This is a genomic window from Labedaea rhizosphaerae (assembly GCF_004362825.1).
Taxonomy (GTDB): domain Bacteria; phylum Actinomycetota; class Actinomycetes; order Mycobacteriales; family Pseudonocardiaceae; genus Labedaea; species Labedaea rhizosphaerae.
Window position 1 is genome coordinate 38,633 of record NZ_SNXZ01000003.1, and the last position, 26,048, is coordinate 64,680.

Consider the following 26,048-nt stretch of genomic DNA (forward strand, 5'->3'; position numbering starts at 1 on the left):
TCAGGCCAGCGGCAGCAGGCGCTTCTGCCACACGCCGTCGTTGGCCAGCGCGGTCTGCCGCCGCTCCGGCGACACCACGCCGTAGGTCGTCGTGCGCTGGCGGGACGGACGACCGGCGGCGGACGCCAGCCCCTCCAGGTCGGCGATGGTCTTGTAGGAACCGTTGGACGAGCCGGCCATCCGGCTGATGGTCTCCTCCATCAGCGTCCCGCCGAGGTCGTTCACCCCGCCACGCAACACATCCACGACGCCGGGATCCCCCAGCTTCACCCAGCTGGTCTGGATGTTGTCGATCGCGCCGTGCAACAGCAGCCGTGCCAGCGCGTGCACGGCCCGGTTCTCCCGCGCGGTCGGGCCCGGGCGGGCCAGCCCGGCCAGGTAGATCGGCGAGTTGGTGTGCACGAACGGCAGCAGCACGAACTCGGTGAACCCGCCGGTCCGGGATTGCAGGTCCCGCAACAACTTCAGATGTGCGACCCAGTGCGCGGGCGTGTCGACGTGGCCGTACATCATCGTGGACGTTGACGGGATACCCAGCTCGTGCGCCGTGGTCACGACCTCGATCCACGCGGCCGTCGGCAGCTTGCCCTTGGTGAGCACCCAGCGCACGTCGTCGTCGAGGATTTCCGCCGCGGTACCGGGGATCGAGTCGAGCCCGGCCTCGCGGGCGGCGATCAGCCACTCCCGGATGGACAGGTTCGCCCGCGACGCGCCGTTCACTACCTCCATCGGCGAGAACGCGTGCACGTGCATGTCCGGCGCGGCCTTCTTGACCGCCGCGGCGATGTCGAAGTACGCGCTGCCCGGCAGATCGGGGTGGATCCCGCCCTGCATGCAGACCTCGGTCGCGCCGGCCTGCCACGCCTGCTCGGCGCGCTGCGCGACCTGCTCCAGCGACAACGTGTACGCGTCGGCGTCCGTGCGCCGCTGGGCGAACGCGCAGAACCGGCAGCCGGTGTAGCAGACGTTGGTGAAGTTGATGTTGCGTGTGACCACGTAGGTCACCTCGTCGCCCACGGTGTCGCGGCGCACGGAGTCGGCGAGGGCGGCCAGGGCGGTCAGCTCCGCGCCCTCCTCGGCGTCGAGCAACGTCAACGCGTCCACATCGGACAGTCCACCCGGGTCGGCTTCGGCGTGGCGCAACGCCGTGGTGAACTCCGGGCGCAGCTTGTCGATCACCCCGGCGTTGCGGGTCGGCTGGTGGATCTGCGCGCGCAGCTCCGACCAGTCGCCGTAGACGGAGTCGAAGTCCGCGCGGCGATCGCTGGTGCGCCCGGCGGTGTCGATGCTCGTGTGCAGGTCGGTGCGCCCGGTCGCGGTGAGCGGGACCTCCGGCTCCTGCCAGGGCAGGCCCTTCGGGAGCACGTCACGGGCCAGCCCGCTCTCGTCGGCCAGCGCGGCGACGTGACCGGCCACGCGCGGGTCGAGCCACGGCTCACCGCGGCGCACGTACTCGGGGTAGATGGTGAGCCGCTCGGCCAGCCGGAACCCGGCGTCGGCCGTGCGCTGGGCCAGCTCGTCGATCACCGGCCACGGCCGCTCGGGGTTCACGTGGTCGGGCGTGAGCGGGGAGACGCCACCCCAGTCGTCGATGCCGGCGTCGATCATCATCCGGAACTCGCCGTCGACGAGGTTCGGTGGTGCCTGCACGCGCATCTTCGGGCCGAGCAGCAGCCGCGCGACGGCGATGGTGGCGGCCAGCTCCTCGGCCTCGGCGTCGGGCATGGCGCGCATGGCCGTGTCCGGCTTGGCCCGGAAGTTCTGGACGATGACCTCCTGGACGCCGCCGTACTGGCGGGCCACCTTGCGGATGGCGAGCAGCGAGTCGGCACGCTCGGCCAGGTTCTCCCCGATGCCGATCAGGATGCCGGTGGTGAACGGCACCGAGCTGCGCCCGGCGTCCTCGAGCACCCGCAGCCGGACCGCCGGTTCCTTGTCCGGTGACGCGTAGTGGGGCTGGCCGGGCTCGGACCACAGGCGCTCGGCGGTGGTCTCCAGCATCATGCCCATGGACGGGGCGACCGGCTTGAGCCGCTGGAAGTCCTGCCAGGTGAGCACGCCCGGGTTGAGGTGCGGGAGCAGGCCGGTCTCCTCGAGCACGCGGATGGCCATCGCGCGCACGTAGGACAGCGTGTCCGGGTAGCCGTGCGCCTCCAGCCACTCGCGCGCGGCCGGCCAGCGGTCCTCCGGGCGGTCGCCGAGGGTGAACAGCGCTTCCTTGCAGCCCAGCGCGGCACCCTGGCGGGCGATCTCGAGCACCTCGTCGGGGCTCAGGAACGCCGAGGGCACGCGGTGCGGCACGGTCGCGAACGTGCAGTAGTGGCAGCGGTCGCGGCACAGGCGGGTCAGCGGGATGAAGACCTTGCGCGAGTACGTGATCACCCCGGGCCGGCCGGCCTCGACCAGCCCGGCGTCGCGCACCCGCGCCGCGGCGGCGCTGAGCCGACCCAACTGGTCGCCGCGGGCGTGCAACAGGACCTCGGCCTCGACGGCGTCGAGGGTGACCCCGTCCTCGGCCCTGCGCAACGCGCGCCGAAGCGCGGACTCCGACGGACGCTCGATCGGCACTGCCTACCTCCTGATGTCGACCACCCCGACGCTACCCAAGGGTGCCGACACCAGAGCGGGCCGGAGATATTCCCCTCAGCCCACCCCGACGGGGCGTTCCCGCGAAACGGGCACCCGCGGCGCAGGCAGCGGCCGCAGCGAGTCCACCGCGGTCAGCCGCGGGAGCACCTCGGGGTGCTCGACGACGCCGACGGACGGCAGGAGCACCCGCAACCGGCCGCCGCCGGTCTGGTGGGCCCAGATCAGCTCGGCGCAGGCCGCGCCGCCGAGCCACGTCACGTCGGTGAGGTCGACGACCGCCGCTCCGGCGATGGCGGCGGCGAACTCGTCGGTTGCTTCGAAGTCGACCGCGCCCGAGACCCGAACGACGACCGGCTCGGCGCTGCGAGTGATGTCCACGGTGTCCGTCTTACCCGGACGGTCACCAGGGCAAACGTCAACATTCGATAACGTTGAGGGCGAGCCCGCCGCGCGCGGTCTCCTTGTACTTGGTGTGCATGTCGGCCCCGGTCTCCCGCATGGTCTTGATCGCCTTGTCCAGGCTGACCACGTGGGTTCCGTCGCCCCGCAAGGCCATCCGCGACGCGGTGAGGGCCTTTGTGGACCCGACCGCGTTGCGTTCGATGCACGGGATCTGCACCAGGCCACCGACCGGGTCGCACGTCAGGCCGAGGTGGTGTTCGAGGCCGATCTCGGCCGCGTTCTCCACCTGATCGGGTGACCCGCCACGCACCGCCGTCAACGCCGCCGCGGCCATCGCGCACGCCGAGCCCACCTCGCCCTGGCAGCCGACCTCGGCCCCGGAGATCGAGCCGGTCTCCTTGAGCACGACGCCGATGGCCGCCGCGGTGAGCAGGAAATGCACCACCCCGTCGTCGTCGGCACCCGGCACGAACCGCACGTAGTAGTGCAGGACGGCCGGGATGATCCCGGCGGCACCGTTGGTCGGCGCGGTGACCACGCGCCCGCCCGACGCGTTCTCCTCGTTCACGGCCAGCGCGAACACGTGCACCCAGTCCATGATCGACAGCGGGTCGGTCGCGTCCTCTCCGGCCATCAGCTTGTCGTAGAGCGCGCTGGCCCGGCGGGGCACCTTCAACCCGCCGGGCAGCACACCGGGGGTGTGGCAGCCGCGGGTCACGCAGTCCTGCATGACCTGCCAGATCTCCAGCAGCCCGGCCCGGATCTCGGCCTCGGTGCGCCACGACAGCTCGTTGGCGAGCATGACGCCCGCGATGTCCAGCCCGGTCTCCGCACAGTGGCCGAGCAGTTCGGCGCCGGTGCGGAACGGGTAGCGCACCGGCGTCGTGTCGGCCACGATCGCCGGACCCTCGGCGGCGGTCTGGTCGAGCACGAACCCGCCGCCGATCGAGTAGTACGTGCGCTCGGCCAGCACCGAACCGTCACCGGCATAGGCGACGAACGTCATCCCGTTGGGGTGCAACGGAAGCGCCTTGCGCCGGTGCATGACGAGATCGGTGTCCTCGATGAACTCGATCTCGTGCTCGCCGAGCAACCGCAACCGTTTGGCATCCCGGATCGCGGCCACCCGCTCGGGCACCGACGCGGTGTCCACCGATTCCGGCCGCTCCCCCTCCAGGCCGAGCAGCACGGCCTTGTCGCTGCCGTGCCCGTGCCCGGTGGCGCCGAGCGAGCCGAAGAGCTGGGCGTGCAGCCGGGTCACGTCCTCGAGCCGGCCCCGTTCGCGCAGCCCTTCGGTGAACATCCGGGCCGCACGCATCGGGCCGACGGTGTGGGAGCTCGAGGGCCCGATGCCGATGCTGAACAGATCGAAGACGCTGATGGCCATTGGTGGTGCCCCTATCCCAGGTCCGGATAGAGCGGGTGCTTCTTGGCCAGCAGGCCGGCCCGCTCGCGAAGGGTTGCCGCGACGGCTTGGTCGAAGCCGGGCAGCAGCGCGGTGGCGATGATGTCGGCCACCTCGGTGAAATCGGCCGCGGTGAACCCGCGGGTGGCCAGCGCGGGCGTGCCGATGCGCAACCCGGAGGTCACCATCGGCGGGCGCGGGTCGTTGGGCACGGCGTTGCGGTTGACCGTGATCCCGATGTCGTGCAGGCGGTCCTCGGCCTGCTTGCCGTCCAGTTCGGACCCGACGAGGTCGACGAGCACCAGGTGCACGTCGGTGCCACCGGTGAGCACCTTGACCCCGGCGTCCGCGCAGTCCGGTTCGGACAGCCGGGCGGCCAGGATCCGGGCGCCGTCGAGGGTTCGCTGCTGGCGTTCCTTGAACTCCTCGCCCGCAGCGATGCCGAACGCGACGGCCTTGGCCGCGATCACGTGCTCGAGCGGCCCGCCCTGCTGGCCGGGGAACACCGCCGAGTTGATCTTCTTGGCCAGGTCCTGGGTACACAGGATGACTCCGCCGCGCGGGCCGCCGAGCGTCTTGTGCGTCGTCGTGGTGACGATCTGCGCGTGCGGCACCGGGTTGGGGTGCAGGCCGGCCGCGACCAGGCCCGCGAAGTGCGCCATGTCCACCATGAGCAGCGCGCCGACCTCGTCGGCGATCGCGCGGAACTCGGCGAAGTCCAGCTGCCGCGGGTACGCCGACCAGCCGGCCACGATCAGCTTCGGCTGGTGCTCGTGCGCGAGCCGGCGCACCTCGGCCATGTCGACCAGACCGGTGTCGTCGGCGACGTGGTAGGGCACGACGTTGTAGAGCTTGCCGGAGAAGTTGATCCGCATGCCGTGCGTGAGGTGGCCGCCGTGCGCGAGGTCCAGGCCCAGGATCGTGTCGCCGGGCTGGAGCACCGCGACCATGGCGGCGGCGTTGGCCTGTGCGCCCGAGTGCGGCTGCACGTTGGCGTGCTCGGCGCCGAAGAGCGCCTTGACCCGGTCGATCGCGAGCTGCTCGATCACGTCGACGTGCTCGCACCCGCCGTAGTAGCGCCGGCCCGGGTAACCCTCGGCGTACTTGTTGGTCAGCACCGAGCCCTGCGCCTGCAGCACGGCGGTCGGCACGAAGTTCTCCGACGCGATCATCTCCAGCGTGCTCTGCTGGCGGCGCAGCTCCGCGTCGACCGCGGCGGCGACCTCGGGGTCCACAGTGGACAGGGAGTCGTCGAACATCAGGCCTCCTCGGTCAGTGCGGCGTACGCCTGCGGGTCGAGCAGCTCGGGCAGCCCGGCGTGGCGCACCTTGACCAGCCAGCCGTCGCCGAACGGGTCGGTGTTCACCAGCTCGGGCTTGTCGACGACCGCGTCGTTCACGGCCAGGACCTCGCCGGTGACCGGCGCGAAGAGGTCGCTCACGGACTTGGTGGACTCGATCTCACCGCACGCCTCGCCCTCGGTGATCCGTGCGCCCACCTCGGGCAGCTGCACGTACACCACATCGCCGAGCGCGTCGGCGGCGTAAGCGGTCACGCCGAAGGTCGCGACGCCAGGGATTTCACCGGTGTCGGCGACCCATTCGTGCTGGTCGGTGTAACGCAGGTGCTGGGGGGTCATCACGCCTCCCGCTTGTAGAAGGGGAGGGCGACGACCTCGACCGGCTGGGCCGAGCCACGCACGTCCACGGCGAGCGCGGTGCCCGGCTCGGCGAGTTCGGTCGCGACGTAGGCCATCGCGATCGGGTACCCCAGCGTCGGTGACAGCACACCGCTGGTGACCTCGCCGACCGCCGTGCCGTTCGCGTCCACCACGGGGTAGCCGTGCCGCGCGGCCCGGCGGCCCGATCCCTTGAGCCCGACGAGCTTGCGTCCCGCGCCGTCGTCCTTGCGCCGGTCCAGCGCCGCACGGCCGACGAACTCGTCCTTCTCGAACTTCACCACCCGGCCGAGACCCGCGTCGAACGGCGTCATCTCGGCGGTCAACTCGTTGCCGTACAACGGCATCCCGGCTTCCAGGCGCAAGGTGTCGCGGCACGCCAGCCCGGCGGGCAGCAGGCCGTGCTCCTTGCCGGCCTCGGTCACCACGCGCCACACCTGCTCGGCGCGGTCGGCGGCGACGTAGAGCTCGAAGCCGTCCTCGCCGGTGTAGCCGGTGCGGGCCAGCAGCGTGTCGACGCCGTCCACCGAGGTGCGCACGCTGGCGTAGTACTTGAGCGCGTCGAGGTCGGCGTCGCAGACCGCGCCGACGACGTGCACGGCGTTGGGGCCCTGGACGGCGATCAGCGCGGTGTCGGCCGAGCGGTCGGTGACGGTCGCGTCGAAGTCCCCCGCGCGGGCGGTCAACTCGGCCAGGACGGTCGCGGCGTTGGACGCGTTCGCGACCACCAGGTACTCCTCGTCCGCGAGGCGGTAGACGACCAGGTCGTCGAGCACGCCGCCGTCCTCGGCGCAGATCATCGTGTACCGGGCGCGGCCGACCTTGACCCCCGAGAGGTTGCCGACCAGGGCGTGGTCCAAGGCCGCGGCGGCACCCGCACCGGTCACCGCGATCTCACCCATGTGCGAGAGGTCGAACAGGCCCACCGCTTCGCGTACCGCCTTGTGCTCGGCCAGTTCACTGCCGTACCGCAGGGGCATCGACCAGCCCGCGAAGTCGGTGAACGTGGCGCCGAGTTCGGCGTGGACGGCCTGCAGCGGCGAAGGCCTGCTCATACGTGGGCTCCTCAGAGTCGGTTGCGAGCAGCATGGAGTGGGCGGCGGCGGTGCGCCAGGGGAGGGAATGGGGGCGGTATCGGTTCCGGGGGTCTGGGGGCCGCCCCCAGGTGTTTCGGCAGCCGACATGGCGAGCGCATTCCGCGAGCGGAGTTGGGCTGAGGGTGTCATTGGAGTCCTCCGACTTCGATGTCGTTCGAACTCCCCCTCTGTCATCGGCACCTGAGAGGTTCACCGGCGAGAGGCCGGCTTGCACCGTGGGTGAGACGCATGAGCGTCTGCTTTCCAGAGTCGGCCTGGCGCGAAGCGGTAGCTGTACCTGAGAGATTGGCGGGGAGCTTGCTCCTTCGGTGCCTCACGCGCTGGTGAGGACTCTCCCGCTTCGGCTCGTCGTGGCCTTGTTCAGTTGTCGCGGGTAACCTACGCGCCCGCGTCCATCCGCACCAGGGTACGTGCTCCGTGTCCTGCGGACATCCGGTCGAAGGCGTCGTTGATCCCGTCCAGAGTGGTCTCGCCGGTGACCAGTGCGCTCAGGTCGAGCTCCCCTGCCGCAACGTGGTCGAGCAGCTTCGGAACGTCGACCTCGGGGTTGCTCGAGCCGAACAGGCAGCCCTGCAGGGTCCGGCCGAACCAGTACAGCTCCAGCGCACTGAACTCGACCGGCGCCTTGGCCGAGCCGACCCCGACGACCACCACGTCGCCCCCGCGCCGGCTCGCCGACCAGGCCAGCCGGATGGTCTCGGGGCGACCGACGCACTCGAAGGCGTGGTCGGCGCCGCGACCGCCGGTGGCGTTGCGCACCGCCTTGGCCGCGTCCTTGCCGGAGACCACGAAGTCGGTCGCACCGTGGGCGCGGGCCAGCTCCCGCTTCTCCTCGGAGACGTCCACCGCGACGATCGGTGCCGCGCCGACGATCCGGGCCGCCTGCAGCACCGAGAGCCCGATGCCGCCGACGCCGACCACGACGACGGACTGGCCGCGTCGGACCCCGGCCGTGTTGAACACCGCGCCGGCTCCGGTCAGCACCGCGCAGCCGAGCACCGCGGCCCGGTCCAGCGGCACGTCCTCGGGGATCTTCACCGCGCCCCGCTCGGGCACGATCGTCTCCTCGGCGAACGCGCCCGCGCCCAGGGCCGGGTAGAGGTCGGCGCCGTCAAGTTTCGCGTAGGGCACGGCCGCCGCGTCCGATGCGTGCTCGCACAGCCACGGCTCGCCCTGCCCGCAGAACCAGCAGTCGCCGCAGGCGGGCGCCCAGTTCAGGATCACGTGGTCGCCGGGCGCCACCCGGGTCACGCCCTCGCCGACGGACGCGACGATCCCGGCACCCTCGTGCCCGAGCACCGCGGGCACCGGCTGCTTGAGCGTGCCGTTGGCGAGCGACAGGTCGGAGTGGCACACGCCCGCGGCGACCATCCGCACCCGCACCTGGCCCGGACCGGGCTCCGGCAGGTCGATGTCGCGAACCTCCAGCGGCTTGCCCTGCTCCGTGAGAACCGCGGCCCTGACCAAGTTCGACTCCTAACCGAGCGTTCCGGAGATGCTGACGTGGCGCTTCAAGAGGTTCCGGGCGATGGTACGGCGTTGGATCTCGTCGGTGCCCTCGTAGATCCGCAGCAGCCGCAGCTCGCGGTACCAGCGCTCGATCGGCAGCTCACGCGTGTAGCCCATGCCGCCGTGGATCTGCAGGACGCGGTCGACGATCTCGTTGGCCTTGACGCCGCCGTAGAGCTTGGCCATCGACTGCGCGTGCCGCGAGTCCATGCCCTGGTCGATCTGCCAGGCGGCGTTCAGCACGAGCCAGCGCAGCGCCTCGATCTCCACCGCGGAGTCCGCGAGCATCCACTGGATGGCCTGCCGGTTGGCGATCGGTTCGCCGAACGTGACCCGGTTGTTGGCCTGGTCGATGGCCATCTCGACCAGCCGCTCGCACGCGCCGAGCGCGCGGGCGGGCAGCATGTAGCGGCCGCGGCCGATCCAGCGCATGGCCAGCTCGAAACCCTTGCCCTCCTCGCCGAGGATCGCGCTGTGCGGGACGCGGACGTCCTCGAAGATCAACGACGCCGGGCCCCATTCGCCCATCGTGTCGATGTACTCGCTGCGCCAGCCCTGGTCGCGGTCGACGAGGAAGCACGTGACCCCGCCGTCGGCACCCTTCTCTTTGTCCGTCACGGCGAAGACCATCGTGAAGTCGGCTTCGTTGCCACCGGTGATGAACGTCTTCTCGCCGTTGATCACCCACTCGTCGCCCTCACGCCGGGCGGCGGTGCGGATGTTCTTGGCGTCGGAACCGGCGCCCGGCTCGGTGATCGCGAAGCAGGAGATCCGGTCGCCGGCGATGGTCGGTTCGAGGTAGCGCTTCTTCTGCTCTTCGTTGGCGTCATAGAGGATGTTGTCGGCGTAGCCGCCGAAGCGGAACTGCACGAACGAGCGGCCGAGCTCGACCTCCAGCAACGCGGACATCACCGCGGAGAGGTTCATCCCGCCGTACTCCTCGGGCGTCTGCACGCCCCAGAAGCCGGACTCCTTGGCCTTGAGCTGCAACGACTTCAGCTCGTCGTGGGTCAGCCCGGGCTCGTTCCTGCGCTCGCGCCGCAGCACTTCCGGCTCGAGCGGCATGATCTCCTTCTTCACGAAGGTGCGGACCCAGTCACGCACCTCGCGTTCGGTGTCGGTCAGCGAGAAGTCGACCATGTCCTTACCTCCCTACACAAAGGCGTTGATGCCGGTCAGCGACCGGCCGATGAGCAGCTTCTGGACCTGCGACGTGCCCTCGTAAAGCGTCATCACGCGCGCGTCGCGCAGGATCTTCGCGACGGGGTACTCGTCGAGGTAGCCGTAGCCGCCGAAGACCTGGATGGCCAGGTTGGCCGCCTTGACCGCGTTCTCGCTGGCGAAGAGCTTCGCCATGGACGCCTCGGTGGAGAACGGCTGCCCGCGCTCGATCAGGTCGGCGACCCGCCAGACCAGCAGACGCGCGGCGTCGGTGCCGACGGCCATGTCGGCGAGCATGTCCTGCACCAGCTGGAAGCTCGCGATCGGCTTGCCGAACTGCGTGCGTTCCTTGGCGTACTGGACGCTGGCCTGCAACGCGCCCTTGGCGAGGCCGACGCAGCCGGACGCGACCGACATGCGGCCCTTGTCCAGCGCCGCCATCGCGATCTTGAAGCCCTGGCCCTCCTCGCCGAGCCGCGCCTCGGCGGGCACGCGCACGTCTTCGAGCAGCAGCTCCCCGGTGGATTGGCCGCGCAGACCGAGCTTGCCCTTGATCTCCCGGTGGCTGAAACCCTTGGCGTCGGTGGGAACGAGGAACGCCGTGATGCCCTTGGGTCCGGGGCCGCCGGTGCGGGCGAAAACCAGCGCGACGGTGGCCCAGGTTCCGTTGGTGATGAACATCTTCGAGCCGTTGATGACCCAGTCGTCACCGTCGCGCACAGCCCTGGTCTTGAGGCTCGCGGCGTCCGAACCGGTGTCGGGTTCGGTGAGGCCGAAGCAAGCAAGGCCCTCACCCGAGGTGAGCGACGGCAGCCACTGCTTCTTCTGGTCCTCGGTGCCGTAGCTCGCGATCGTCTTGCCGACCAGGCCCAGCGAGACGGACACGATGCCGCGGATCGCCGAGTCGCCGCGGCCGAGCTCCTCCATCATCAGCGCGTACGCGACGTGGTCGCCGCCGGAGCCGCCGTACTCCTCGGGGATGGTCACGCCGAGGAAGCCGACCTTGCCGAGCTTGCCGACGATCGACCGGTCGACCTGCTCGGCCCGGTCCCAGTCCCTGGTGTGCGGCACGACCTCGGCGTCGATGAAGTTGCGCGCGAGGTCCCACATCCCGGCCTGCTCGTCGGTGAGCGCCAGATCCATGAAGCTCTCCTTGGCTTGCTGTGCCAATCCATGCCTTACACTGTTAGGCATCGTCCAGCGTAGGCGCGACGGTCGTGCGCGGCAACCAGGAGGTGGTGTGATGCCCGGCCCATCGATCCTGAGCAAGACCCAGATCCGCGCGAGCGCGCTGACGATCATCGACGCCGACGGGCTCGCCGGGTTCTCCATGCGCAAGCTCGCCGCCGCGCTCGGCGTGCAGGCGCCGTCGCTCTACAGCCACTACCGCACCAAGGACGAGCTGCTGCAGGACGTCGCCGACGACGTGATGACCGCCGTGGACGTCAGCGCGTTCGCCTCGGGCTGGCGGGAAGGCGTGCTGACCTGGGCCCGCAGCTACCGCCGCGCGCTGGCCGCGCACCCGAACATCATCCCGGTGCTGGCCGCCGGCCCGGCCCGGCGGGCGACGTCACTGCAGCGCGCGGACGCCGTGCACGGTGGTCTGGTCGCCGCGGGCTGGCCACCCCGCTACGCCACCATGATCGGCGCGGCGACCAAGTACCTGGTCGTCGGCGCGGCCACCAGCTCCTTCTCCCGCGGTTTCGACGACGACGTGCAGGTCTACGTCGACCGCTACCCGCACCTCGACCAGGCCCACCGGCTGCGCGAGCACGCCGACGAGATCGACCACGACAGCTTCGAACTGGCGCTCACCGCCTTCCTGCACGGGCTCGACGCCCAGTACGAGCTCGTCGCGAAGCCGGCCGAGAGCACGGCCTACCGAGGCTGAACCGCGCTCGGCGACCCACGAGTCAACAAGCCGGCGACTCGCGGCAACCTTTCGGGCGTCGCGCTCGTACTACGGCCAGGCGGGAGGGGAACGTGTGGGTGACCGGGACGCTGAGTTCGGCGAGTACGTGGACAGCCGGCTCACGCTCATGCGCCGCACCGCGTTCCTGCTCGGCGGCGGGGACTGGCACGCCGCCGAGGACCTGGTCCAGACCGCGCTGACCAAGCTCTACACGGCCTGGCCCCGCCTGCGCCAGGACGGCGCCGTCGACGCGTACGTGCGCAAGGTGCTGGTCCGGACCGTGATCGACGAGTCACGCCGGCCGTGGCGCAAGCGGGAACGCAGCGTCGACGAGCCACCGGACGTCAGCGTGCCGGCCGTTCGGGTGGACGACGTGCTCGACGTGCGGCGTGCCCTGCGGCGGCTGCCCGCGGGCCAGCGGGCCGTGGTCGTGCTGCGGTACTGGGACGACCTGTCGATCACCGAGACGGCCAGGGTGCTCGGCCGCAGCGAGGGCACCGTGAAGAGCCAGGCGGCGAAAGGGCTCGCGGCGTTGCGCGACCTGCTCGCCGCCGGGCGGACGCTCGTGGAGGAGGAACGATGACCGGCAACGACACGGTCCGGCGCGTCCTCGAGCGCGGCTTCGGCACCGAGCCGCCGGTGGGGCTCGACCGCGACGACCTCATCGCACGGGGCAAGCGCCGGCTACGCAGGCAGCGGGCCGCGGCGATCTCGGGCGTGGCGCTGGCAGCCGTCGCCGTGCTCACGGTGACGTCGATGACGACGTCGTGGTTCACCGGCTCGCCGACCGGCTCCGCCCCGGCCGCGAGCCGGCCCACGACCACGACCACGCTCGCGACCAAGCCGAGCTCGCCGAAGCAGCGGCTCGGCGAGGCGTTGCGGACGGCGCCCATCACCTGGCCCGACGAGATCACCGCGCGCACCGGCAACCCCGGCCCGCACTGGTACGACTTCCGCTACGGCTACCTGCCGTCGGCGGACTCGACCGGGTACGAGGCCAACATGAAGCTCGACACGCCCAAGGGCTACCGCTGGCTGACCATCGACGTGCTGGGCGTCCCGGCGGGCACGCACGCACCGGAGTGCGTCGGGGCGCAAAGCAAGAAGCCGCTGCCGGACTGCTTCCGAACGAGGTTCCCCGACGGCACCGAGCTACGAGTGGATGCCGAAACTCCCGCCGACGCCTCCTACCCGACCATCGTGTTGGTCACGGTCGTGCGACCGGACCACACCCAGGTCGACGTCATGGAGACCTCGTCGGTCGGCAACGGCGCCCGGTCCAGCCAGGTGATGCCGACCCAGGTGCTGATCCAGCTCGCGAAGCTGCCCGGGTTCGCCATGGGCTGAGCCCGCTCAGACCGGCGCGCCGTGCACGGCGACCCAGCGGTGCATCGCGTACTCGACCAGCGTGATCAGCGTCTGCTTCACCGAGCCGCGCTCGCGTGCGTCGCACACGATGATCGGGACCTCGGGTGAGATGGCGAGGGCGCCACGCACTTCCTCGATCTCGTGCACCAGCTCGCCGTCGAAGGTGTTGAGGCCGACCACGTAGGGCAGGCCGCGCTCCTCGAAGAAGTCGATCGGCGAGAACGAGTCCGCGAGCCGCCGGGTGTCCGCGAGCACCACCGCACCGATCGCGCCTCGCACCAGGTCGTCCCACATGAACCAGAACCGGCGCTGCCCGGGCGTGCCGAACAGGTACAGGATCAGGTCCTCGTCCAGCGAGACGCGACCGAAGTCCATGGCCACCGTGGTGGTGGCCTTGCTCGGCGTCGCCGCGAGGTCGTCGATGCCCTCGCTCGCCGTGGTCATGGCCGCTTCCGTGGTCAGCGGCATGATCTCGGAGACGGAGCCGACGAAGGTCGTCTTGCCTGCGCCGAACCCGCCGGCGACGACGATCTTCACCGACGTCAGTGACGACGCGCCCGCGTCCCGACGCGTGCTATAGCCGACGGAGTCCACTCAACACCCTTTCCATCAACTTCAGATGCGATGCGTTGCCACCGCCATTGGCGGTCTTGTGCACGGTCACCAAGCCAAGCTCGGCCATGTCGCCGAGCAGTACCTTCGCCACGCCGAGCGGCACCGACATCAGCGATGCCACCTCGGCGACCGAGCGCGGTCTGCCGCACAGCTCGGCGACCGACTGGTGTTCTGCCTGCAACCGGAACCGGCCGTCCCGTGCCCGGTCGGTGGCGGTCAGCAGGGTCTCGACCCGAAGCTCCACAGTGGACTTGGTGCGGCCACCCGTCCAGGCGTAGGGCCGCACGAACGACGTGTCCTCGACGTCGTCCTCCTCCGGTGGCCGCAGCGGCCACCGGCGGTCGGTCACCGGGCTCACCAGCGGCGGTTCCGGCGGCCACGACTGGTCGAAACCCGGCCATGCCGGATCCGGCCGCCCCTGCGGTGGCGGCTGGGCCTGCGGCGGCTGCGGGTACTGCTGGAACTGGAACGGCGCTTCCGGAGCCGGTTCCGGACGCTTCGGCTTGCGCCGCTTGCCGCCGCCGAGCGTCAGTCCATTGAGGACTTCAGCAAACCCGCTGCCCTCGTCCTGGTCACCGGGATCCGGCCCCTGGCCGGAGAAGTTGGCATCGCTCACAGCGCCCTCACACGGGCTGGCTGACCATGCGCCCAGCCGATCCCTGTAGCTGCGCGCGGAGTTCCGGGGTGAGGATCTGGCCAACCCGGTCCACCAGCATGGTCATCTCGTAGGCCACCTGACCGATGTCGCAGGTGGGTGCGGCCAGCACCGCGAGGCACGAGCCGTCGCCGACGGACATCAGCAGCATGATGCCGCGTTCCATCTCGACCACGGTCTCCTTGACCACTCCCGCCTCGAAGCACCGCGCCGCACCCTGGGTCAGGCTGGAGAGACCCGAGGCGACCGCGGCGAGCTGGTCGGCGCGGTCCATCGGGAGCCGAGCCGACGCGGTGAGCAGCAACCCGTCGGCGGAGACGACCACGGCGTGCGCCACGCCGGTGACGCGCTCGGCGAACTCGGTCACCAACCACCCGAACTGGCTTGGCTGAGACTGCGGCGAAGTCATTCACTCTCCCGTTTCATCGTGGTTGTCGAACGCGCCGGAACCGGTGGGTTGGTCGGCAAGCGAACGCCTGCCCTTGGTCACCCCGCGTTGGAAGCTGCCGAGGCGGCCACGCAACTCCTCCGCGTCCTGGCGCGACCACTGGGTGGCCGCGAGGTCCGCGCCCGCCCTGCCCCCGACGCTGCCGGGCACCAGCCGTTCCCGCGGGTTGCGTTGCGGCAGGCCGACATCGGTGTTCTCGTTCGTGTACTCGGACACGCGCTCGGCGGCCGCGAAGCCGTCGTCCGCGACGAATCGCCAGTGGCCGCTGCGGGCGCCGACCGCGCGCCCGGCTGGTGCGGCCCCGTGCTCGGGCTCCCGGCCGCGGGCCAGGCCCTCCTGCAGCCGGCTCAGGCGGGTGCGCAGCTCGTGCGCGCTCAACCCGCCGGGCTCGGGCTTGTGCCCGTTCGCGCCGCCGTCGACGCTGCCGGGCACCAGCTTCTCGCGCGGCGTGCGGCGGGGCAGCCCGTTGTCGGTGTACGCCGACGGTTCCGCGGTGGACACGGCCTCGGCGGTGTGCCAGCCGTCGTCCGCGGCGAAGCTCCACGCCTGCTCAGCCTGCTCGGCCTGGTCGGTCTCGTCTGTCTTCTCGGCCGGCTCGGTCTGGTCGGCCTGGGTGTGCCGCGCGACGTCGGCGTCGGTCTCGGCGCGGAACCACGCGGAGACCATGGCGTCGAAGATCGGCGTCGTCTCGGACGGGTCCGGGGTCGTCGGACGGGAAGCGCCGGTCTCCCACCAGGAGGCGTCGGTCGCCGCGGCGAAGAGGTCGGTGTCCTCAGTGGACCGCCCGTTCGGTGCCGTGGTGGGCTGCTCGGCCCCGTCGGAACCGCTGGCACGGCGCGGCAGCGGCAGCTCGGCCTCACCACGCAGCCGCTTGGCGATCTCGGACCCGTTGGCGCCGTTGGTGTGGGCGCGCTGCGGCAGCGAACTGCCGTTGGTGCCGCTCTTCGTGCCGTTGTTGCCGGATCCGTTGTTGGTCCCGTTGTTGGTCCCGTGGTTGGTCCCGTTGACCGTGGACCCGTTGGTGGACCCGTTGACGAGGCCGTCGGTGGTGCGCGGCCGTGGGCTCGGCCGGGTCGGCACCGGCTCCGTGCGGTGCTGCTGGTCGTCGCCGCGCTGCTTGCGCGTCACCAGCTCGTGCGGCACCACGACGGCGGCCCGCAGGCCGGCGATGTTCGTGCCACCGTTGAGCCGCACGAGCACGCCGTGGCGGCTGGCCAGCCGGCCGATCACGAACAGACCCATGCGGCGCGAGGCGGAGACGTCCACGCTGCCGGGCTGGGAGAGCCGCCGGTTCGCGTCGACGACTTCTTCGTCGGTCATGCCGATGCCGTGGTCGAGCACGTCCACGCCGACCGAGCCGTCGTCGGTGAGCCGGCTCGCGATGGTCACCTGGGTCTCGGGCGCGGAGAACGCCGTCGCGTTGTCCAGCAGCTCCGCGATCAGGCGGACCAGGTCGGAGGCGGCGTAGCCGACCACGACCGCGTCGACCGGCGCCTGGATGAGCACTCGCTGGTACTGCTCGATCTCGCTCACCGCGGCCCGCAGCAGGTCGGCCAGCGGCACCGGCTGGCTCGACCGGCGGGTCAGGTCGCTGCCGGAGAGCACCATCAGGTTCTCGTTGTTGCGGCGCATCCGGGTGGCGAGGTGGTCGAGCTGGAACAGCGTCGCGAGCTGGTCGGCGTCCTCCTCGTCGCGCTCCAGCCGCTCGAGCAGCTGCAGCTGGCGCTGCACCAGACCCTGGCTGCGGCGGGAGAGGTTGACGAACACGCTGCCGTAGTTGGCCCGCAAGGTCGCCTGCTCCGCCGCGAGGCGCAGCGCCTGGCTGTGCACCGCGTCGAACGCGCGGGCCACCTGCCCGACCTCGTCCTTGGTGTGCACGGCCACCGGGGTGATCTCCGGCGGGGCGGCCGCGCCATCCCTGATGGACGCGACCGCGGCGGGCAGGTCCTTCTCGGCGACCTGGAAAGCACTGCGGCGCAACACACCCAGCGAACTCAGCAGGTGCTTGGCCACCATGACCATGGCGCCGACCGCGAGCAGCAGAGCGAGCAGGAGCAGCACGGACGCCGTGCCCGCGCCGTCGCTCGCCTCGTCCTGCAGCCGGCTGGACGTGGCCTGCAGCTGCCGGCCCAGCTGGGCCGACACGGTCGTCATCCGGCCGACGGTGAGCTCGGAGGCGTTGTTCCAGTCGGTGATGCCGATGTGGCTGGGGCTGGTGGCACCGGTGGCGACCCGGTCGGCGAGTTGCTGGCGTTGCTTGACGACCGTCCCGGAGACCACCTTGTCGTAGGCGGCCTGCTGGTCGGGGTCCGCCTTGGACCGGAAGTCCTGCACGCGGTCGGCGAGGCGGGCCTGCGACGCGGCGATGCTCGCGGTGTCCGACTGCGGCAGCGTGCCGCGGATGATGCCCGCGCCGAGCAAGGCCTGCTGGAGGTAGATCTCCTCCTTGGCCGCCTCGAGGTCGTGCAGCGCGCCCGCCGTGCCGGCCAGGCGCGGGTCGACGACCTCTTCGGACAGCGCGGCGTCGAAGCTGAGCAGCGTCTTGATCACGCTGCTGTACCGCGACACCGAGGACGCCGGGCCGACCGAGCCGCGCACGACCGCGTCGCGGATCTTCGGCAGGCCGGCCAGCGCCGTGCGCACGTCGCTGTAGCGGTCGGCCGTGGCATCGGTGCCGAAGGTCGACTTGTCCACGGCGGCGAACATCCCGCGGGCCGCGGTGTCGGTGGTGTGGTAGTCGCCGAGCAGTTGCGACTGGCGGTTCTCCGAGCCGTTGGCGAGCAGGGTCGCCGACTCGGTGCGCTCGCGTTGCAGCCAGGTCGTGAGCTTGCGGACCTGGTCGCCGGTGGCGACCAGCCGGTCGACCCGCTTGTAGGAGTCGGCGGCGGACACCTGGTTCGCGATGACGACGACGCCGAGGACGATCGCGAACACGAGCGGGACCACGGTGATCGCGGTCAGCTTGACCGGCAGCGTCCAGTCCCGCCATCGGGTCAGCGCCGACCACACCGAACGCAATGTGCGCCCGATGCCGGAGCCTGTCGTCTTGCGCGCTGGTTCGGTCACGCGTGGCCCTCCGCAGCAGAGATCGCTGATAGTCGGTGGAACTCCGGTTCAGAGAAGAACGGAGTTTGAATCGTACATTCTTGGTGTCGATCTTCAACGGAACCGAAACCGCGCCCGCGACCTGCGGAAATGCAACTTGATCGCGTCAGAAGGGACGGGAAGGGGCGCCGTTAGCCCGCATCAACAACCTTTCGAGCTACTTTCCGCACCGCTTTTCCGGCCTTAATGACCCGATCGGGTACCGTTTCCCGGCGCCGGCCAGGTCCACCGCACAGCGCGAGCGCGGCGCCACCGAACGCGATCACCCCACGACGCTCGCGAATGGCCACACCAGACCGTTCCACCGGGCCTGATCTGCCCAAACTTGCGCCCTGCATCATGCAGGTCCACCTGTCCACCAGCGGCGGACCGACCCCGCGACCATCTCGGTAGGACACGCCGGAGACCACTTCGCTCCACCCGATCGACACCGGCGGACCCCCGATCGAGCCCCATAACCACGTTCCGTAATCGATGAGTTCACCAGGAAGTGTGATCACTACCCACGCAGGTGGGGTGGATAAGTTGCAGCACGCAGATCACGGACTTGTCACACCGTGCGGTTGCGTGGCTACTATGTCGGCCGCCATGGCTTGTTTGGCGGAGGCAGTGCCACCGCACGAGCCGAATCCTCTCCCGGAGGAACCATGACGGAAGTCGCTCGCCCGTTGCCCCGTGCTTCAGTTCCGCCCGTGCCCCTCACGGGAATGGGAGCCGATGCCCGGCACGCGGCCGGCCCGGATTACTCGGCCATTGTGGACAGTGAAGCGTTCACCGCGCTGCGCAAGCGGTTTCGCCGCTACGTGTTCCCGATGACCGCGCTGTTCCTCGCCTGGTACCTGACCTACGTGCTGCTCGCCGCGTACGCCCCCGGTTTCATGGGCGTGCGGCTGACCGGCTCGGTGACCATCGGACTGGTCCTCGGCGTGCTCCAGTTCGTCTCCACCATCGCGATCACCTGGGGCTACGTGCGTTACGCAAGGCGCGCGATCGACCCGCAGGTGGCCCAGATCCGACAGGAAGCGGGGGTCGACCGCCCGTGATCGAGGCAGCACAGTCCACCGGGAACCCGGTGCTGAACACCGCGGTGTTCGGCCTGTTCGTCGCGTTGACGTTGTTCCTGGTGTTCAAGGTGAGCACCCGGAATTCGTCCACTTCGGACTACTACGCGGCCGGCGGGCGGTTCACCGGCGCGCAGAACGGCATCGCGCTCTCCGGCGACTTCCTGTCCGCGGCCTCGTTCCTCGGCATCGCCGGCGCGATCGCGGTCAACGGCTACGACGGGTTCCTGTACTCGATCGGGTTCCTGGTGGCGTGGCTGGTGAACCTGCTGCTGATCGCCGAGCTGGTGCGCAACACCGGCCGCTTCACCATGGGCGACGTGATCAGCTTCCGGATGCGCCAGCGCCCGGTGCGGGCCGCCGCCGCGACGTCCACCCTGGTCATCTCGTTCTTCTACATGCTCGCCCAGATGGCCGGCGCCGGTGGCCTGGTCGCACTGCTGCTCGGCGTGCACGGCAAGGGCGGGCAGGCCATCGTGATCATGATCGTCGGCCTGGTCATGATCTTCTACGTGCTGGTCGGCGGCATGCAGGGCACCACCTGGGTGCAGATCGTCAAGGCGTCCATGCTGATCGTCTGCGTGGTGCTGATGACGGTGTTCCTGCTGGGCAAGTTCGGGTTCAGCATCTCCGCGCTGCTCGACGGGGCCGCCGAGCACAACCCCAAGGGCGACAAGGTGTTGACGCCCGGGGCCCTGTACGGCAAGAACGGCATCAGCAAGCTCGACTTCGTGTCGCTCTCGCTCGCGTTGATCCTGGGCGCGGCCGGTCTGCCGCACGTGCTGATGCGCTTCTACACCGTCCCGAACGCCGGGCAGGCGCGCCGTTCGGTGGTGTGGGCGGTCGGCTCCATGTCGGTGTTCTACCTGGCCACGCTGGTGATCGGCTACGGCGCGTCCGCGCTGGTCGGCGCCGACGTGATCGCCAACTCCACCGGCAAGGAGAACTCCGCGGCTCCCCTGCTGGCCTTCGAGATCGGCGGTCCCTTGCTGCTGGGGGTGGTGGCGGCGGTGGCGTTCGCGACCATCCTCGCGGTGGTCGCCGGGTTGACCATCACCGCGAGCGCGTCGTTCGCCCACGACGTGTACGCGAACATCATCAAGAAGGGCAACGCGGACGCGCCGTCCGAGGTCCGGGTCGCCCGCCTGACGGCCGTGGTCGTCGGCGCGTTGTCGATCATCGGCGGCATCATGGCCAACGGGCAGAACGTGGCGTTCCTGGTGGCGCTGGCGTTCGCGTTCGCCGCGTCGGCGAACCTGTCGACGTTGTTGTATTCGTTGTTCTGGAAGCGTTTCAACACGACGGGCACGCTCTGGGCGATGTACACCGGGCTCGGCTCGTGCCTGCTGCTGGTGATCTTCTCGCCGGTGGTGTCGGGCAAGTCGACGTCGATCTTCCCGGCCGCGAGCTTCGACATCTTCCCGTTGTCCAACCCGGGCATCGTGTCGATCCCGGTGTCGTTCATCGCGGGCTTCCTGGGCACGTTGCTGAGCAAGGACCAGGGCGACCAGGCCCGGCAGAAGGAGATGGAGGTCCGCTCGCTGACCGGCATCGGGGCCTGACCCGCGGGGGTTCTACCCTCGGGCGGTGCCCGGTGACCCCATCGCAGCCGCCGCACGGCTGCGCGCGTACCTGGATCGGCGGCAGCCGCCGACGCCTTGTCTGGCGATCGACCTGCCGCAGGTCAGGGCCGCGTACCAGGACCTGACCGCGGCCCTCCCGTCGGTCGACCTGTACTACGCGGTGAAGGCGAACCCGGCGCCCGAGCTGCTCGGCGCACTGGTGGCGTTGGGCGCCGGGTTCGACGTGGCCAGCCCCGGCGAGATCGACCTGTGCCTGGCCGCGGGCGCGGACCCGTCCCGGCTGTCCTACGGCAACCCGATCAAGAAGGCGAGCGACATCGCCCACGCGTACACGAAGGGCGTGCGCCGCTTCACCACCGACGCCCTCTCAGACGTCGAGCACCTGGCCCGCTTCGCCCCTGGTTCCGCCGTGAGCTGCCGGATCCTGGTGGACGCACCCGCCTCGCAGACCCCGTTCGGCCGCAAGTTCGGTTGCGCGCCCTCTATGGCCGTGCGGGTGCTGCGCGCGGCGCGCGACCTCGGCCTGGACGCCGAGGGCCTGGCGTTCCACGTCGGCTCGCAGCACCTGTCGCCCTCGGCGTGGGTGGCCGGGATCGAGCAGGCTGCCGCCGTGTGGCACGAGGTCGGCGGCTTGCGGGTGCTGAACGTCGGGGGCGGTTTCCCCACCGGCTACCGATCGCCGGTGCGGGCCCTGCCCGAGTTCGGGCGAGCGATCGACGACGCGGTGGCCCGCTCGTTCGACGAGCCACCGCTGCTGGTCGCCGAGCCGGGGCGTGCCCTGGTCGCGGAGGCCGGCGTCCTGCGCAGCGAGGTCGTCCTGGTCACCTGCAAGTCCGATGTGGACACCCATCGCTGGGTCTACCTGGACATCGGCCGCTACGGCGGGCTGGCCGAGACCGAGCTGGAGATGATCGCCTACCCGCTGGCCACCGCCCACGACGGCGCCGAGGACGGCCCCGTGATCATCGCGGGCCCCACGTGCGATGGCGACGACGTGCTGTACCAACGCACCCCCTACCGTTTGCCGCTGGCGCTCGCGGCGGGCGACCACGTGGACATCCTGGGTGCTGGTGCGTACACAGCCAGCTACGCCTCGGTGGGGTTCAACGGCTTCCCGCCAATGAGCACGCACTGCCTCGACGCCGACTGAGAGCGCCACAAGAGCCGAGTCGGTACGCCAGGACTCCCCTCAGCGGCTCACCCCGCACCATGGATACTGCCCAACGGTAGCCGTCCCCGAGAGGAGATCGATGTCGGCTGAAGTAGGGCGGTTCGCGGGCAGGCATGTGCTCGCCGAGTTCCACGGCTTGCGCGCGGCCGTGCTGGACGACGTGGCGGGACTGCGCCACGCCCTGGAGAACGCATTGCGCAGCGCGGGCGCGACCGTGTGCCAGGTCGTCTCCCAGCGGTTCGCGCCGCAGGGGGTCACGGTGCTCGCGCTGCTGTCCGAGTCGCACGCCTCCGTGCACACCTACCCGGAGGTCGGCTCGATGTTCGTCGACGTCTTCACCTGCGGTGACCAGGCGGATCCGGAACTCGCCGTGCAGTTGCTCGCGGACGCGCTCGGCGGCGCGGACACCACGATGACCACGGTCCACCGGGGGATGTCGGCGGTGACCGCATGAACGTGATCACCGAACCGCTGGGTGACGGCATGGCCCGGCAGTGGCGCGTCGACGAGACGCTGGTCGACACGCACACCGGCTTCCAGCACCTGGTGATCGCCCGCACCGCGCAGGGCGTCTCGCTGTTCTGCGACGACGAGCGCCAGAGCACCGAGTTCAGCCAGCTGCTCTACCACGAGGCCCTCCTGGTGCCCGCCCTGCTGCTGGCCGACCAGGTGCGCGACGTCCTGGTGATCGGTTCCAGCGAGGGCGTCGTGTGCCAGCTCGCGGTCGCGGCCGGCGCGCGACGGGTCGACCACGTGGACATCGACCAGCAGGCGGTCGAGCTCTGCGCGGAGCACCTGCCCTACGGCTACTCCCCCGCCGAGCTCAAGGCCGCGGTCGCGGGGGACGGCCCGATCCGTGTGCACTACGGCGACGGGCTCGCGTTCGTCGCGGAGGCGACCGGCAAGTACGACATCGTCCTGGTCGACCTGCCCGACGAGCGCGACGACGACCCCGAGGCGCAGCACAACCGCTTGTACGGCAAGGACTTCCTGGCCGCCTGCCGGGACCTGCTCACCGACGGCGGCGTGGTCGTCGGCCAGGCCGGCTGCCCCACGCTGTGGCGCAACACGACCCTGAAGCGGTGCTGGCGACGCTTCACCGACGCGTTCGCGACCGTCGGCTACTTCGGCTCCGACGAGCACGAGTGGGCCTTCCTGACCGGCGCCACCCGCGAGCTCGACCCGCTGACCACGCAACTCGCCCGGCTCGCCGACCTGCCCTACCGTCCACAGTGGATCGACGCGGCGACGCTGCGGGCGGCGAGCATCCCGCCGCTCTCCGTGCGCATTGCGCCGTGACGCGGCTCGCAATTTGACAGCACCCGCATAATAGAAAATCGGCCTGCCCGGATAAAACCGGACGGCCGATCGAATACCGGGAGTATAACAGCGCAGGGGTACAATTGTCAACCGAGCAGCACCTGGCCGAGTTGCGACGCGAACGCGAGCACGTGGCGTTCCTTTACCGGCGTCTCGAGCAGGAGCAGGCCGAGGCCAAGGCCGCCCTGGTCGCGGCCAACAAGACGGCCGACTCGCTCCTCGAGCGCGACTTCGCCGTGAACGCCGTGGCCAACCGCCTGGCCATGACCAAGGTCGCCGACAGCGGCCTGTGCTTCGGCCGGCTCACCGACGCCGAGGGCGAGCACACCTACGTCGGGCGCATCGGGCTGTTCGACGCCGAAGACGACTACCGGCCGCAGCTGCTGGATTGGCGCGCGCCCGCGGCGAAACCGTTCTACTGTGCCACACCCGCGCACCCGGACGGCGTTTCCGTGCGCCGCCAGTTCCAGACCTGGCGCCGGGAAATCCTCGATTTCCGTGACGAATCCCTCGATTCCGCGAGTGGCGACGGCGACGATTCCGCGTTGCTCGTCGCGCTCGAGTCCGCCCGCGGCGAGACCATGCGCGACATCGTCGCCACCATCCAGGCCGACCAGGACGACATCATCCGGCTGCCCGGCAACGGCGTCGTCGTCGTGGAGGGCGGACCCGGCACCGGCAAGACCGCGGTCGCCCTGCACCGGGTCGCCTACCTGCTCTACACCGAGCGCGAGCGGCTGGAACGCCGCGGCGTGCTGGTGATCGGGCCGAACCCCGGCTTCCTGCGCTACATCGGCACCGTGCTCCCCTCGCTGGGCGAGACCTCGGTGGTCTTCGGCACCACCGGCGGTGTGCTGCCGGGCCTGACCACCACGCTGCAGGACGGCCCCGAAGCACGGCGGGTCAAGGGATCCCCGCAGATGGTCGAGGTGCTCGCCGCCGCGGTGGCCGACCGGCAGGAACTACCGAGCCAAGTAGGTGATCCGGACCCGATCCCGATCGAGCTGTCCGACGTCACGGTCCCGCTCGACGACGAGCTGGTCGCCGCGGCCCGGCACCGGGCACGGGCCACCGGGCTCAAACACAACGCGGCGCGCAAGGTGTTCGCCGAGCACGTGCTGACGCTGCTGACCGAGCGGGCGGTCGGCCTCGTCGGCGACGACTGGTTCGACGTGCGCGACGTGCCGGGGCTGGCCGAGGCGACCGCCATCGACATCCGCACCGAACTGGAGTCCAGCGACGACTTCCAGCGCGCCGTGAAACGCCTGTGGCCCCGGCTGACCGCGAAGCGCCTGCTCAGCGACCTGTTCTCCTCGCCCGCCCGGCTGGCCGCCGCGTGCACGGCGCTGCCCGACGGCGACCGCGACGCACTGGCGCGGCCCAAGGGCATGCCGTGGACGGTCTCCGACGTGCCACTGCTCGACGAGGCGATCGAACTGCTCGGCACCGGACCGGCTCGGGTCAAGGAGGAGCCGGACGAGGAGTACGCCCAGGAACTGCTGCGCATCCTCGGCCACGACATGGAGATGGACGACGGCGAGGAACTGCGGGCAGTCGACGTGGTCAGTGCCGAGGCGCTGGCCGAGCGGCACGCCGAACACGACGACCGCGACGTCGCCGAGCGGGCCGCCGCCGATCGCGAGTGGACCTACGGGCACGTCGTGGTGGACGAGGCGCAGGAGCTGTCCGCGATGGACTGGCGGATGCTGATGCGCCGCTGCCCCAGCCGCTCGTTCACCATCGTCGGCGACCTCGCGCAGCGCGAGTCACCGGCCGGTGTGCGGTCCTGGCGCGACATGCTCGCCGAGTACGTCGACGACCGCTGGACCTACCGCGAGCTCACGGTCAACTACCGCACGCCGGAGAAGATCATGGCGCTGGCCGCGCGGGTCCTCGTCGACGTCGACCCGGCGTTGAAGGCACCGACGTCGGTGCGCACCGGCGGTGCCGAACCGGTCCTGCGCGAGGTCACCGACCTCGACGACGCCCTGGCCACCGAGGTTGCCTCGGCCATGGCGGCGGCGGGTGCGGGCACGGTCGCGGTGGTCGTCCCGGACGGCGTCGTGGTGGACACGCCGGCCCGCACGTACGCGCCGACGGAAACCAAGGGCCTCGAGTTCGACGTGGTCATCGTGCTGGAGCCGCACCTGATGACGGCCACGGACCGCTACGTGGCACTGACCCGGGCGACCAAGGAGCTGCGGATCCTGCACACGGTGGCGTTGCCGGGCAACCTCTACAGCGGCTGACCCGCGGTCACCTTCGCGGTCACCTTGCGCTCGGCGTAGAACGAGACGAACGGGATGGTGCCGGCGAGCAGGACGAGGATCGTGCCGAGCACCGACCACCGCGGCCGCTTGAGCGCGAGGTCGACCGTGAGCACCGCGTAGATCGCGTAGAGGAAGCCGTGGATCGGGCCGACGATCGCCACGTAGGTGCCCTGGTCGAAGGCGTACTTCAACACCATCGACGCGACCAGGCACAGCAGGCCGACGCCCACGATGTAGGCGAGCACCCGGTAGCGGGCGAGCGCGCCCCGGTTGCCGGGAGCCGTGGCGGCCGCCGCCGGGCTCTCCTCGTCGACTGCCTTGGGCGTGTCGGTCATCTGCTCTCCTGCTGATCACGTTCGTTGAGCTTGGCGAGGAACCGGTTGTACGCGGCCAGTTCGTCGTCCGGCTCGTCCTGCACCACTGACTTCGGCGCCGGTCGTGGCGCCGGGGGCGGGGCTGGTTCCGGCTCCGGTTTGGCCTCTTCCGCGTGCCGGAGGCGACGCCAGCGCCAGACCGCGAAGGCCGGGAAGAGCCCGAACAACGGCCACTGCAGGACATAACCGAGGTTCTGGAAGGTGCCACTCGCGGACTCGAAGCGGTTCCACTGCCACCAGGCCAGAGCGACCGACGCGGCGAGGGCGAGCACGCAGAGGCCTGCGATGCCCAGCCTGCGGGCGAGCGGCGAGTCACCGGCCATGG

At 70.5% G+C, this 26,048-nt stretch carries 24 protein-coding genes and 1 riboswitch; of the genes, 9 read left to right on the forward strand and 15 right to left on the reverse strand.

Annotated elements, in window-relative coordinates; translation table 11 throughout:
- From EV186_RS17125 to EV186_RS17165, 9 genes are all read right to left on the reverse strand, one after another.
- Positions 1–2,568, reverse strand: coding sequence for a bifunctional FO biosynthesis protein CofGH (locus EV186_RS17125; RefSeq protein ID WP_481808311.1), 2,568 nt, complete (start codon positions 2,566–2,568; stop codon positions 1–3).
- Positions 2,569–2,643: 75 nt separating this feature from the next.
- A complete protein-coding gene (locus EV186_RS17130; RefSeq protein ID WP_133850345.1) occupies positions 2,644–2,967 on the reverse strand; it encodes a hypothetical protein in 324 nt (107 codons plus the stop codon).
- 37 nt (positions 2,968–3,004) lie between these two features.
- The gene (locus EV186_RS17135; RefSeq protein ID WP_133850346.1) at positions 3,005–4,378 is read right to left on the reverse strand and encodes an L-serine ammonia-lyase; all 1,374 of its coding nucleotides are present in this window, start codon (positions 4,376–4,378) and stop codon (positions 3,005–3,007) included.
- Between the two features lie 11 nt (positions 4,379–4,389).
- Positions 4,390–5,655 (reverse strand): serine hydroxymethyltransferase, encoded by a 1,266-nt coding sequence (glyA, locus tag EV186_RS17140; RefSeq protein WP_133850347.1) that lies wholly within the window; start codon positions 5,653–5,655, stop codon positions 4,390–4,392.
- Positions 5,655–6,035 (reverse strand): glycine cleavage system protein GcvH, encoded by a 381-nt coding sequence (gene gcvH, locus EV186_RS17145; protein WP_133850348.1) that lies wholly within the window; start codon positions 6,033–6,035, stop codon positions 5,655–5,657. Before gcvH ends, glyA begins: the two co-directional genes overlap by 1 nt.
- Positions 6,035–7,129, reverse strand: a complete 1,095-nt coding sequence (gene gcvT / locus EV186_RS17150) for a glycine cleavage system aminomethyltransferase GcvT (RefSeq protein WP_133850349.1) — start codon at positions 7,127–7,129, stop codon at positions 6,035–6,037. The genes gcvH and gcvT overlap by 1 nt, the downstream gene beginning before the upstream one ends.
- 297 nt (positions 7,130–7,426) lie before the next feature.
- A riboswitch (glycine riboswitch) is annotated at positions 7,427–7,519 on the reverse strand.
- Between the two features lie 30 nt (positions 7,520–7,549).
- On the reverse strand, positions 7,550–8,638 hold the full coding sequence (locus EV186_RS17155) for a Zn-dependent alcohol dehydrogenase (RefSeq protein WP_133850350.1): 1,089 nt from the start codon (positions 8,636–8,638) through the stop codon (positions 7,550–7,552).
- Positions 8,639–8,647: 9 nt separating this feature from the next.
- Positions 8,648–9,820, reverse strand: coding sequence for an acyl-CoA dehydrogenase family protein (locus EV186_RS17160; RefSeq protein WP_133850351.1), 1,173 nt, complete (start codon positions 9,818–9,820; stop codon positions 8,648–8,650).
- 12 nt (positions 9,821–9,832) lie between these two features.
- Complete coding sequence (locus tag EV186_RS17165; RefSeq protein WP_133850352.1) at positions 9,833–10,984, reverse strand: acyl-CoA dehydrogenase family protein; 1,152 nt, start codon at positions 10,982–10,984, stop codon at positions 9,833–9,835.
- Between the two features lie 100 nt (positions 10,985–11,084).
- On the opposite strand from EV186_RS17165, the gene EV186_RS17170 reads away from it, so the two are divergent.
- From EV186_RS17170 to EV186_RS17180, 3 genes are all read left to right on the forward strand, one after another.
- Positions 11,085–11,732 (forward strand): TetR/AcrR family transcriptional regulator, encoded by a 648-nt coding sequence (locus EV186_RS17170; protein ID WP_133850353.1) that lies wholly within the window; start codon positions 11,085–11,087, stop codon positions 11,730–11,732.
- Between the two features lie 94 nt (positions 11,733–11,826).
- Entirely contained in the window at positions 11,827–12,336 is a 510-nt protein-coding gene (locus EV186_RS17175) for a SigE family RNA polymerase sigma factor (RefSeq protein WP_133850354.1), read from the forward strand.
- Entirely contained in the window at positions 12,333–13,100 is a 768-nt protein-coding gene (locus EV186_RS17180; protein WP_133850355.1) for a hypothetical protein, read from the forward strand. Before EV186_RS17175 ends, EV186_RS17180 begins: the two co-directional genes overlap by 4 nt.
- 6 nt (positions 13,101–13,106) lie before the next feature.
- On the opposite strand, the gene EV186_RS17185 is transcribed toward EV186_RS17180, so the two are convergent.
- The 4 genes from EV186_RS17185 to EV186_RS17200 are packed head-to-tail and all read right to left on the reverse strand — an operon-like array spanning position 13,107 to position 17,905.
- Positions 13,107–13,715: a GTP-binding protein gene (locus EV186_RS17185; RefSeq protein WP_133850356.1), complete on the reverse strand. Its 609-nt coding sequence runs from the start codon at positions 13,713–13,715 to the stop codon at positions 13,107–13,109.
- Positions 13,696–14,352: a DUF742 domain-containing protein gene (locus EV186_RS17190; protein WP_243754108.1), complete on the reverse strand. Its 657-nt coding sequence runs from the start codon at positions 14,350–14,352 to the stop codon at positions 13,696–13,698. Before EV186_RS17190 ends, EV186_RS17185 begins: the two co-directional genes overlap by 20 nt.
- Before the next feature lie 7 nt (positions 14,353–14,359).
- A complete protein-coding gene (locus tag EV186_RS17195) occupies positions 14,360–14,800 on the reverse strand; it encodes a roadblock/LC7 domain-containing protein (RefSeq protein ID WP_133850357.1) in 441 nt (146 codons plus the stop codon).
- Complete coding sequence (locus tag EV186_RS17200) at positions 14,801–17,905, reverse strand: sensor histidine kinase (RefSeq protein WP_133850358.1); 3,105 nt, start codon at positions 17,903–17,905, stop codon at positions 14,801–14,803. It abuts the gene before it with no gap.
- 731 nt (positions 17,906–18,636) lie between these two features.
- Between EV186_RS17200 and EV186_RS17205 the strand changes: the two genes are divergently transcribed.
- From EV186_RS17205 to EV186_RS17230, 6 genes are all read left to right on the forward strand, one after another.
- Complete coding sequence (locus tag EV186_RS17205; RefSeq protein WP_341815100.1) at positions 18,637–18,987, forward strand: DUF485 domain-containing protein; 351 nt, start codon at positions 18,637–18,639, stop codon at positions 18,985–18,987.
- The gene (locus EV186_RS17210) at positions 18,984–20,567 is read left to right on the forward strand and encodes a solute symporter family protein (RefSeq protein WP_133850360.1); all 1,584 of its coding nucleotides are present in this window, start codon (positions 18,984–18,986) and stop codon (positions 20,565–20,567) included. The genes EV186_RS17205 and EV186_RS17210 overlap by 4 nt, the downstream gene beginning before the upstream one ends.
- Positions 20,568–20,592: 25 nt before the next feature.
- Positions 20,593–21,738, forward strand: coding sequence for a type III PLP-dependent enzyme (locus EV186_RS17215; RefSeq protein ID WP_133850361.1), 1,146 nt, complete (start codon positions 20,593–20,595; stop codon positions 21,736–21,738).
- 100 nt (positions 21,739–21,838) lie between these two features.
- Positions 21,839–22,213: an adenosylmethionine decarboxylase gene (gene speD, locus EV186_RS17220; RefSeq protein ID WP_133850362.1), complete on the forward strand. Its 375-nt coding sequence runs from the start codon at positions 21,839–21,841 to the stop codon at positions 22,211–22,213.
- Positions 22,210–23,058 carry a spermidine synthase gene (locus tag EV186_RS17225; RefSeq protein WP_133850363.1) on the forward strand — a complete coding sequence of 283 codons (849 nt, stop codon included), beginning with the start codon at positions 22,210–22,212 and terminating at the stop codon, positions 23,056–23,058. Before speD ends, EV186_RS17225 begins: the two co-directional genes overlap by 4 nt.
- Before the next feature lie 104 nt (positions 23,059–23,162).
- A complete protein-coding gene (locus tag EV186_RS17230) occupies positions 23,163–25,328 on the forward strand; it encodes a UvrD-helicase domain-containing protein (protein WP_133850364.1) in 2,166 nt (721 codons plus the stop codon).
- On the opposite strand, the gene EV186_RS17235 is transcribed toward EV186_RS17230, so the two are convergent.
- Positions 25,316–25,684, reverse strand: a complete 369-nt coding sequence (locus EV186_RS17235) for a DUF3817 domain-containing protein (RefSeq protein WP_133850365.1) — start codon at positions 25,682–25,684, stop codon at positions 25,316–25,318. The genes EV186_RS17230 and EV186_RS17235 overlap by 13 nt on opposite strands.
- Entirely contained in the window at positions 25,681–26,046 is a 366-nt protein-coding gene (locus EV186_RS17240; RefSeq protein ID WP_133850366.1) for a hypothetical protein, read from the reverse strand. The genes EV186_RS17235 and EV186_RS17240 overlap by 4 nt, the downstream gene beginning before the upstream one ends.
- Between the last annotated feature and the right edge of the window lie 2 nt (positions 26,047–26,048).

Coding starts and splice junctions, on each gene's coding strand:
- EV186_RS17235 (WP_133850365.1), bottom strand. CDS start 25,684: ATGACCGACACGCCCAAGGCAGTCGACGAGGAGAGCCCGGCGGCGGCC.
- EV186_RS17135 (WP_133850346.1), bottom strand. CDS start 4,378: ATGGCCATCAGCGTCTTCGATCTGTTCAGCATCGGCATCGGGCCCTCG.
- EV186_RS17240 (WP_133850366.1), bottom strand. CDS start 26,046: ATGGCCGGTGACTCGCCGCTCGCCCGCAGGCTGGGCATCGCAGGCCTC.
- EV186_RS17225 (WP_133850363.1), top strand. CDS start 22,210: ATGAACGTGATCACCGAACCGCTGGGTGACGGCATGGCCCGGCAGTGG.
- glyA (WP_133850347.1), bottom strand. CDS start 5,655: ATGTTCGACGACTCCCTGTCCACTGTGGACCCCGAGGTCGCCGCCGCG.
- EV186_RS17165 (WP_133850352.1), bottom strand. CDS start 10,984: ATGGATCTGGCGCTCACCGACGAGCAGGCCGGGATGTGGGACCTCGCG.
- speD (WP_133850362.1), top strand. CDS start 21,839: ATGTCGGCTGAAGTAGGGCGGTTCGCGGGCAGGCATGTGCTCGCCGAG.
- EV186_RS17160 (WP_133850351.1), bottom strand. CDS start 9,820: ATGGTCGACTTCTCGCTGACCGACACCGAACGCGAGGTGCGTGACTGG.
- gcvT (WP_133850349.1), bottom strand. CDS start 7,129: ATGAGCAGGCCTTCGCCGCTGCAGGCCGTCCACGCCGAACTCGGCGCC.
- EV186_RS17195 (WP_133850357.1), bottom strand. CDS start 14,800: ATGACTTCGCCGCAGTCTCAGCCAAGCCAGTTCGGGTGGTTGGTGACC.
- EV186_RS17180 (WP_133850355.1), top strand. CDS start 12,333: ATGACCGGCAACGACACGGTCCGGCGCGTCCTCGAGCGCGGCTTCGGC.
- gcvH (WP_133850348.1), bottom strand. CDS start 6,035: ATGACCCCCCAGCACCTGCGTTACACCGACCAGCACGAATGGGTCGCC.
- EV186_RS17170 (WP_133850353.1), top strand. CDS start 11,085: ATGCCCGGCCCATCGATCCTGAGCAAGACCCAGATCCGCGCGAGCGCG.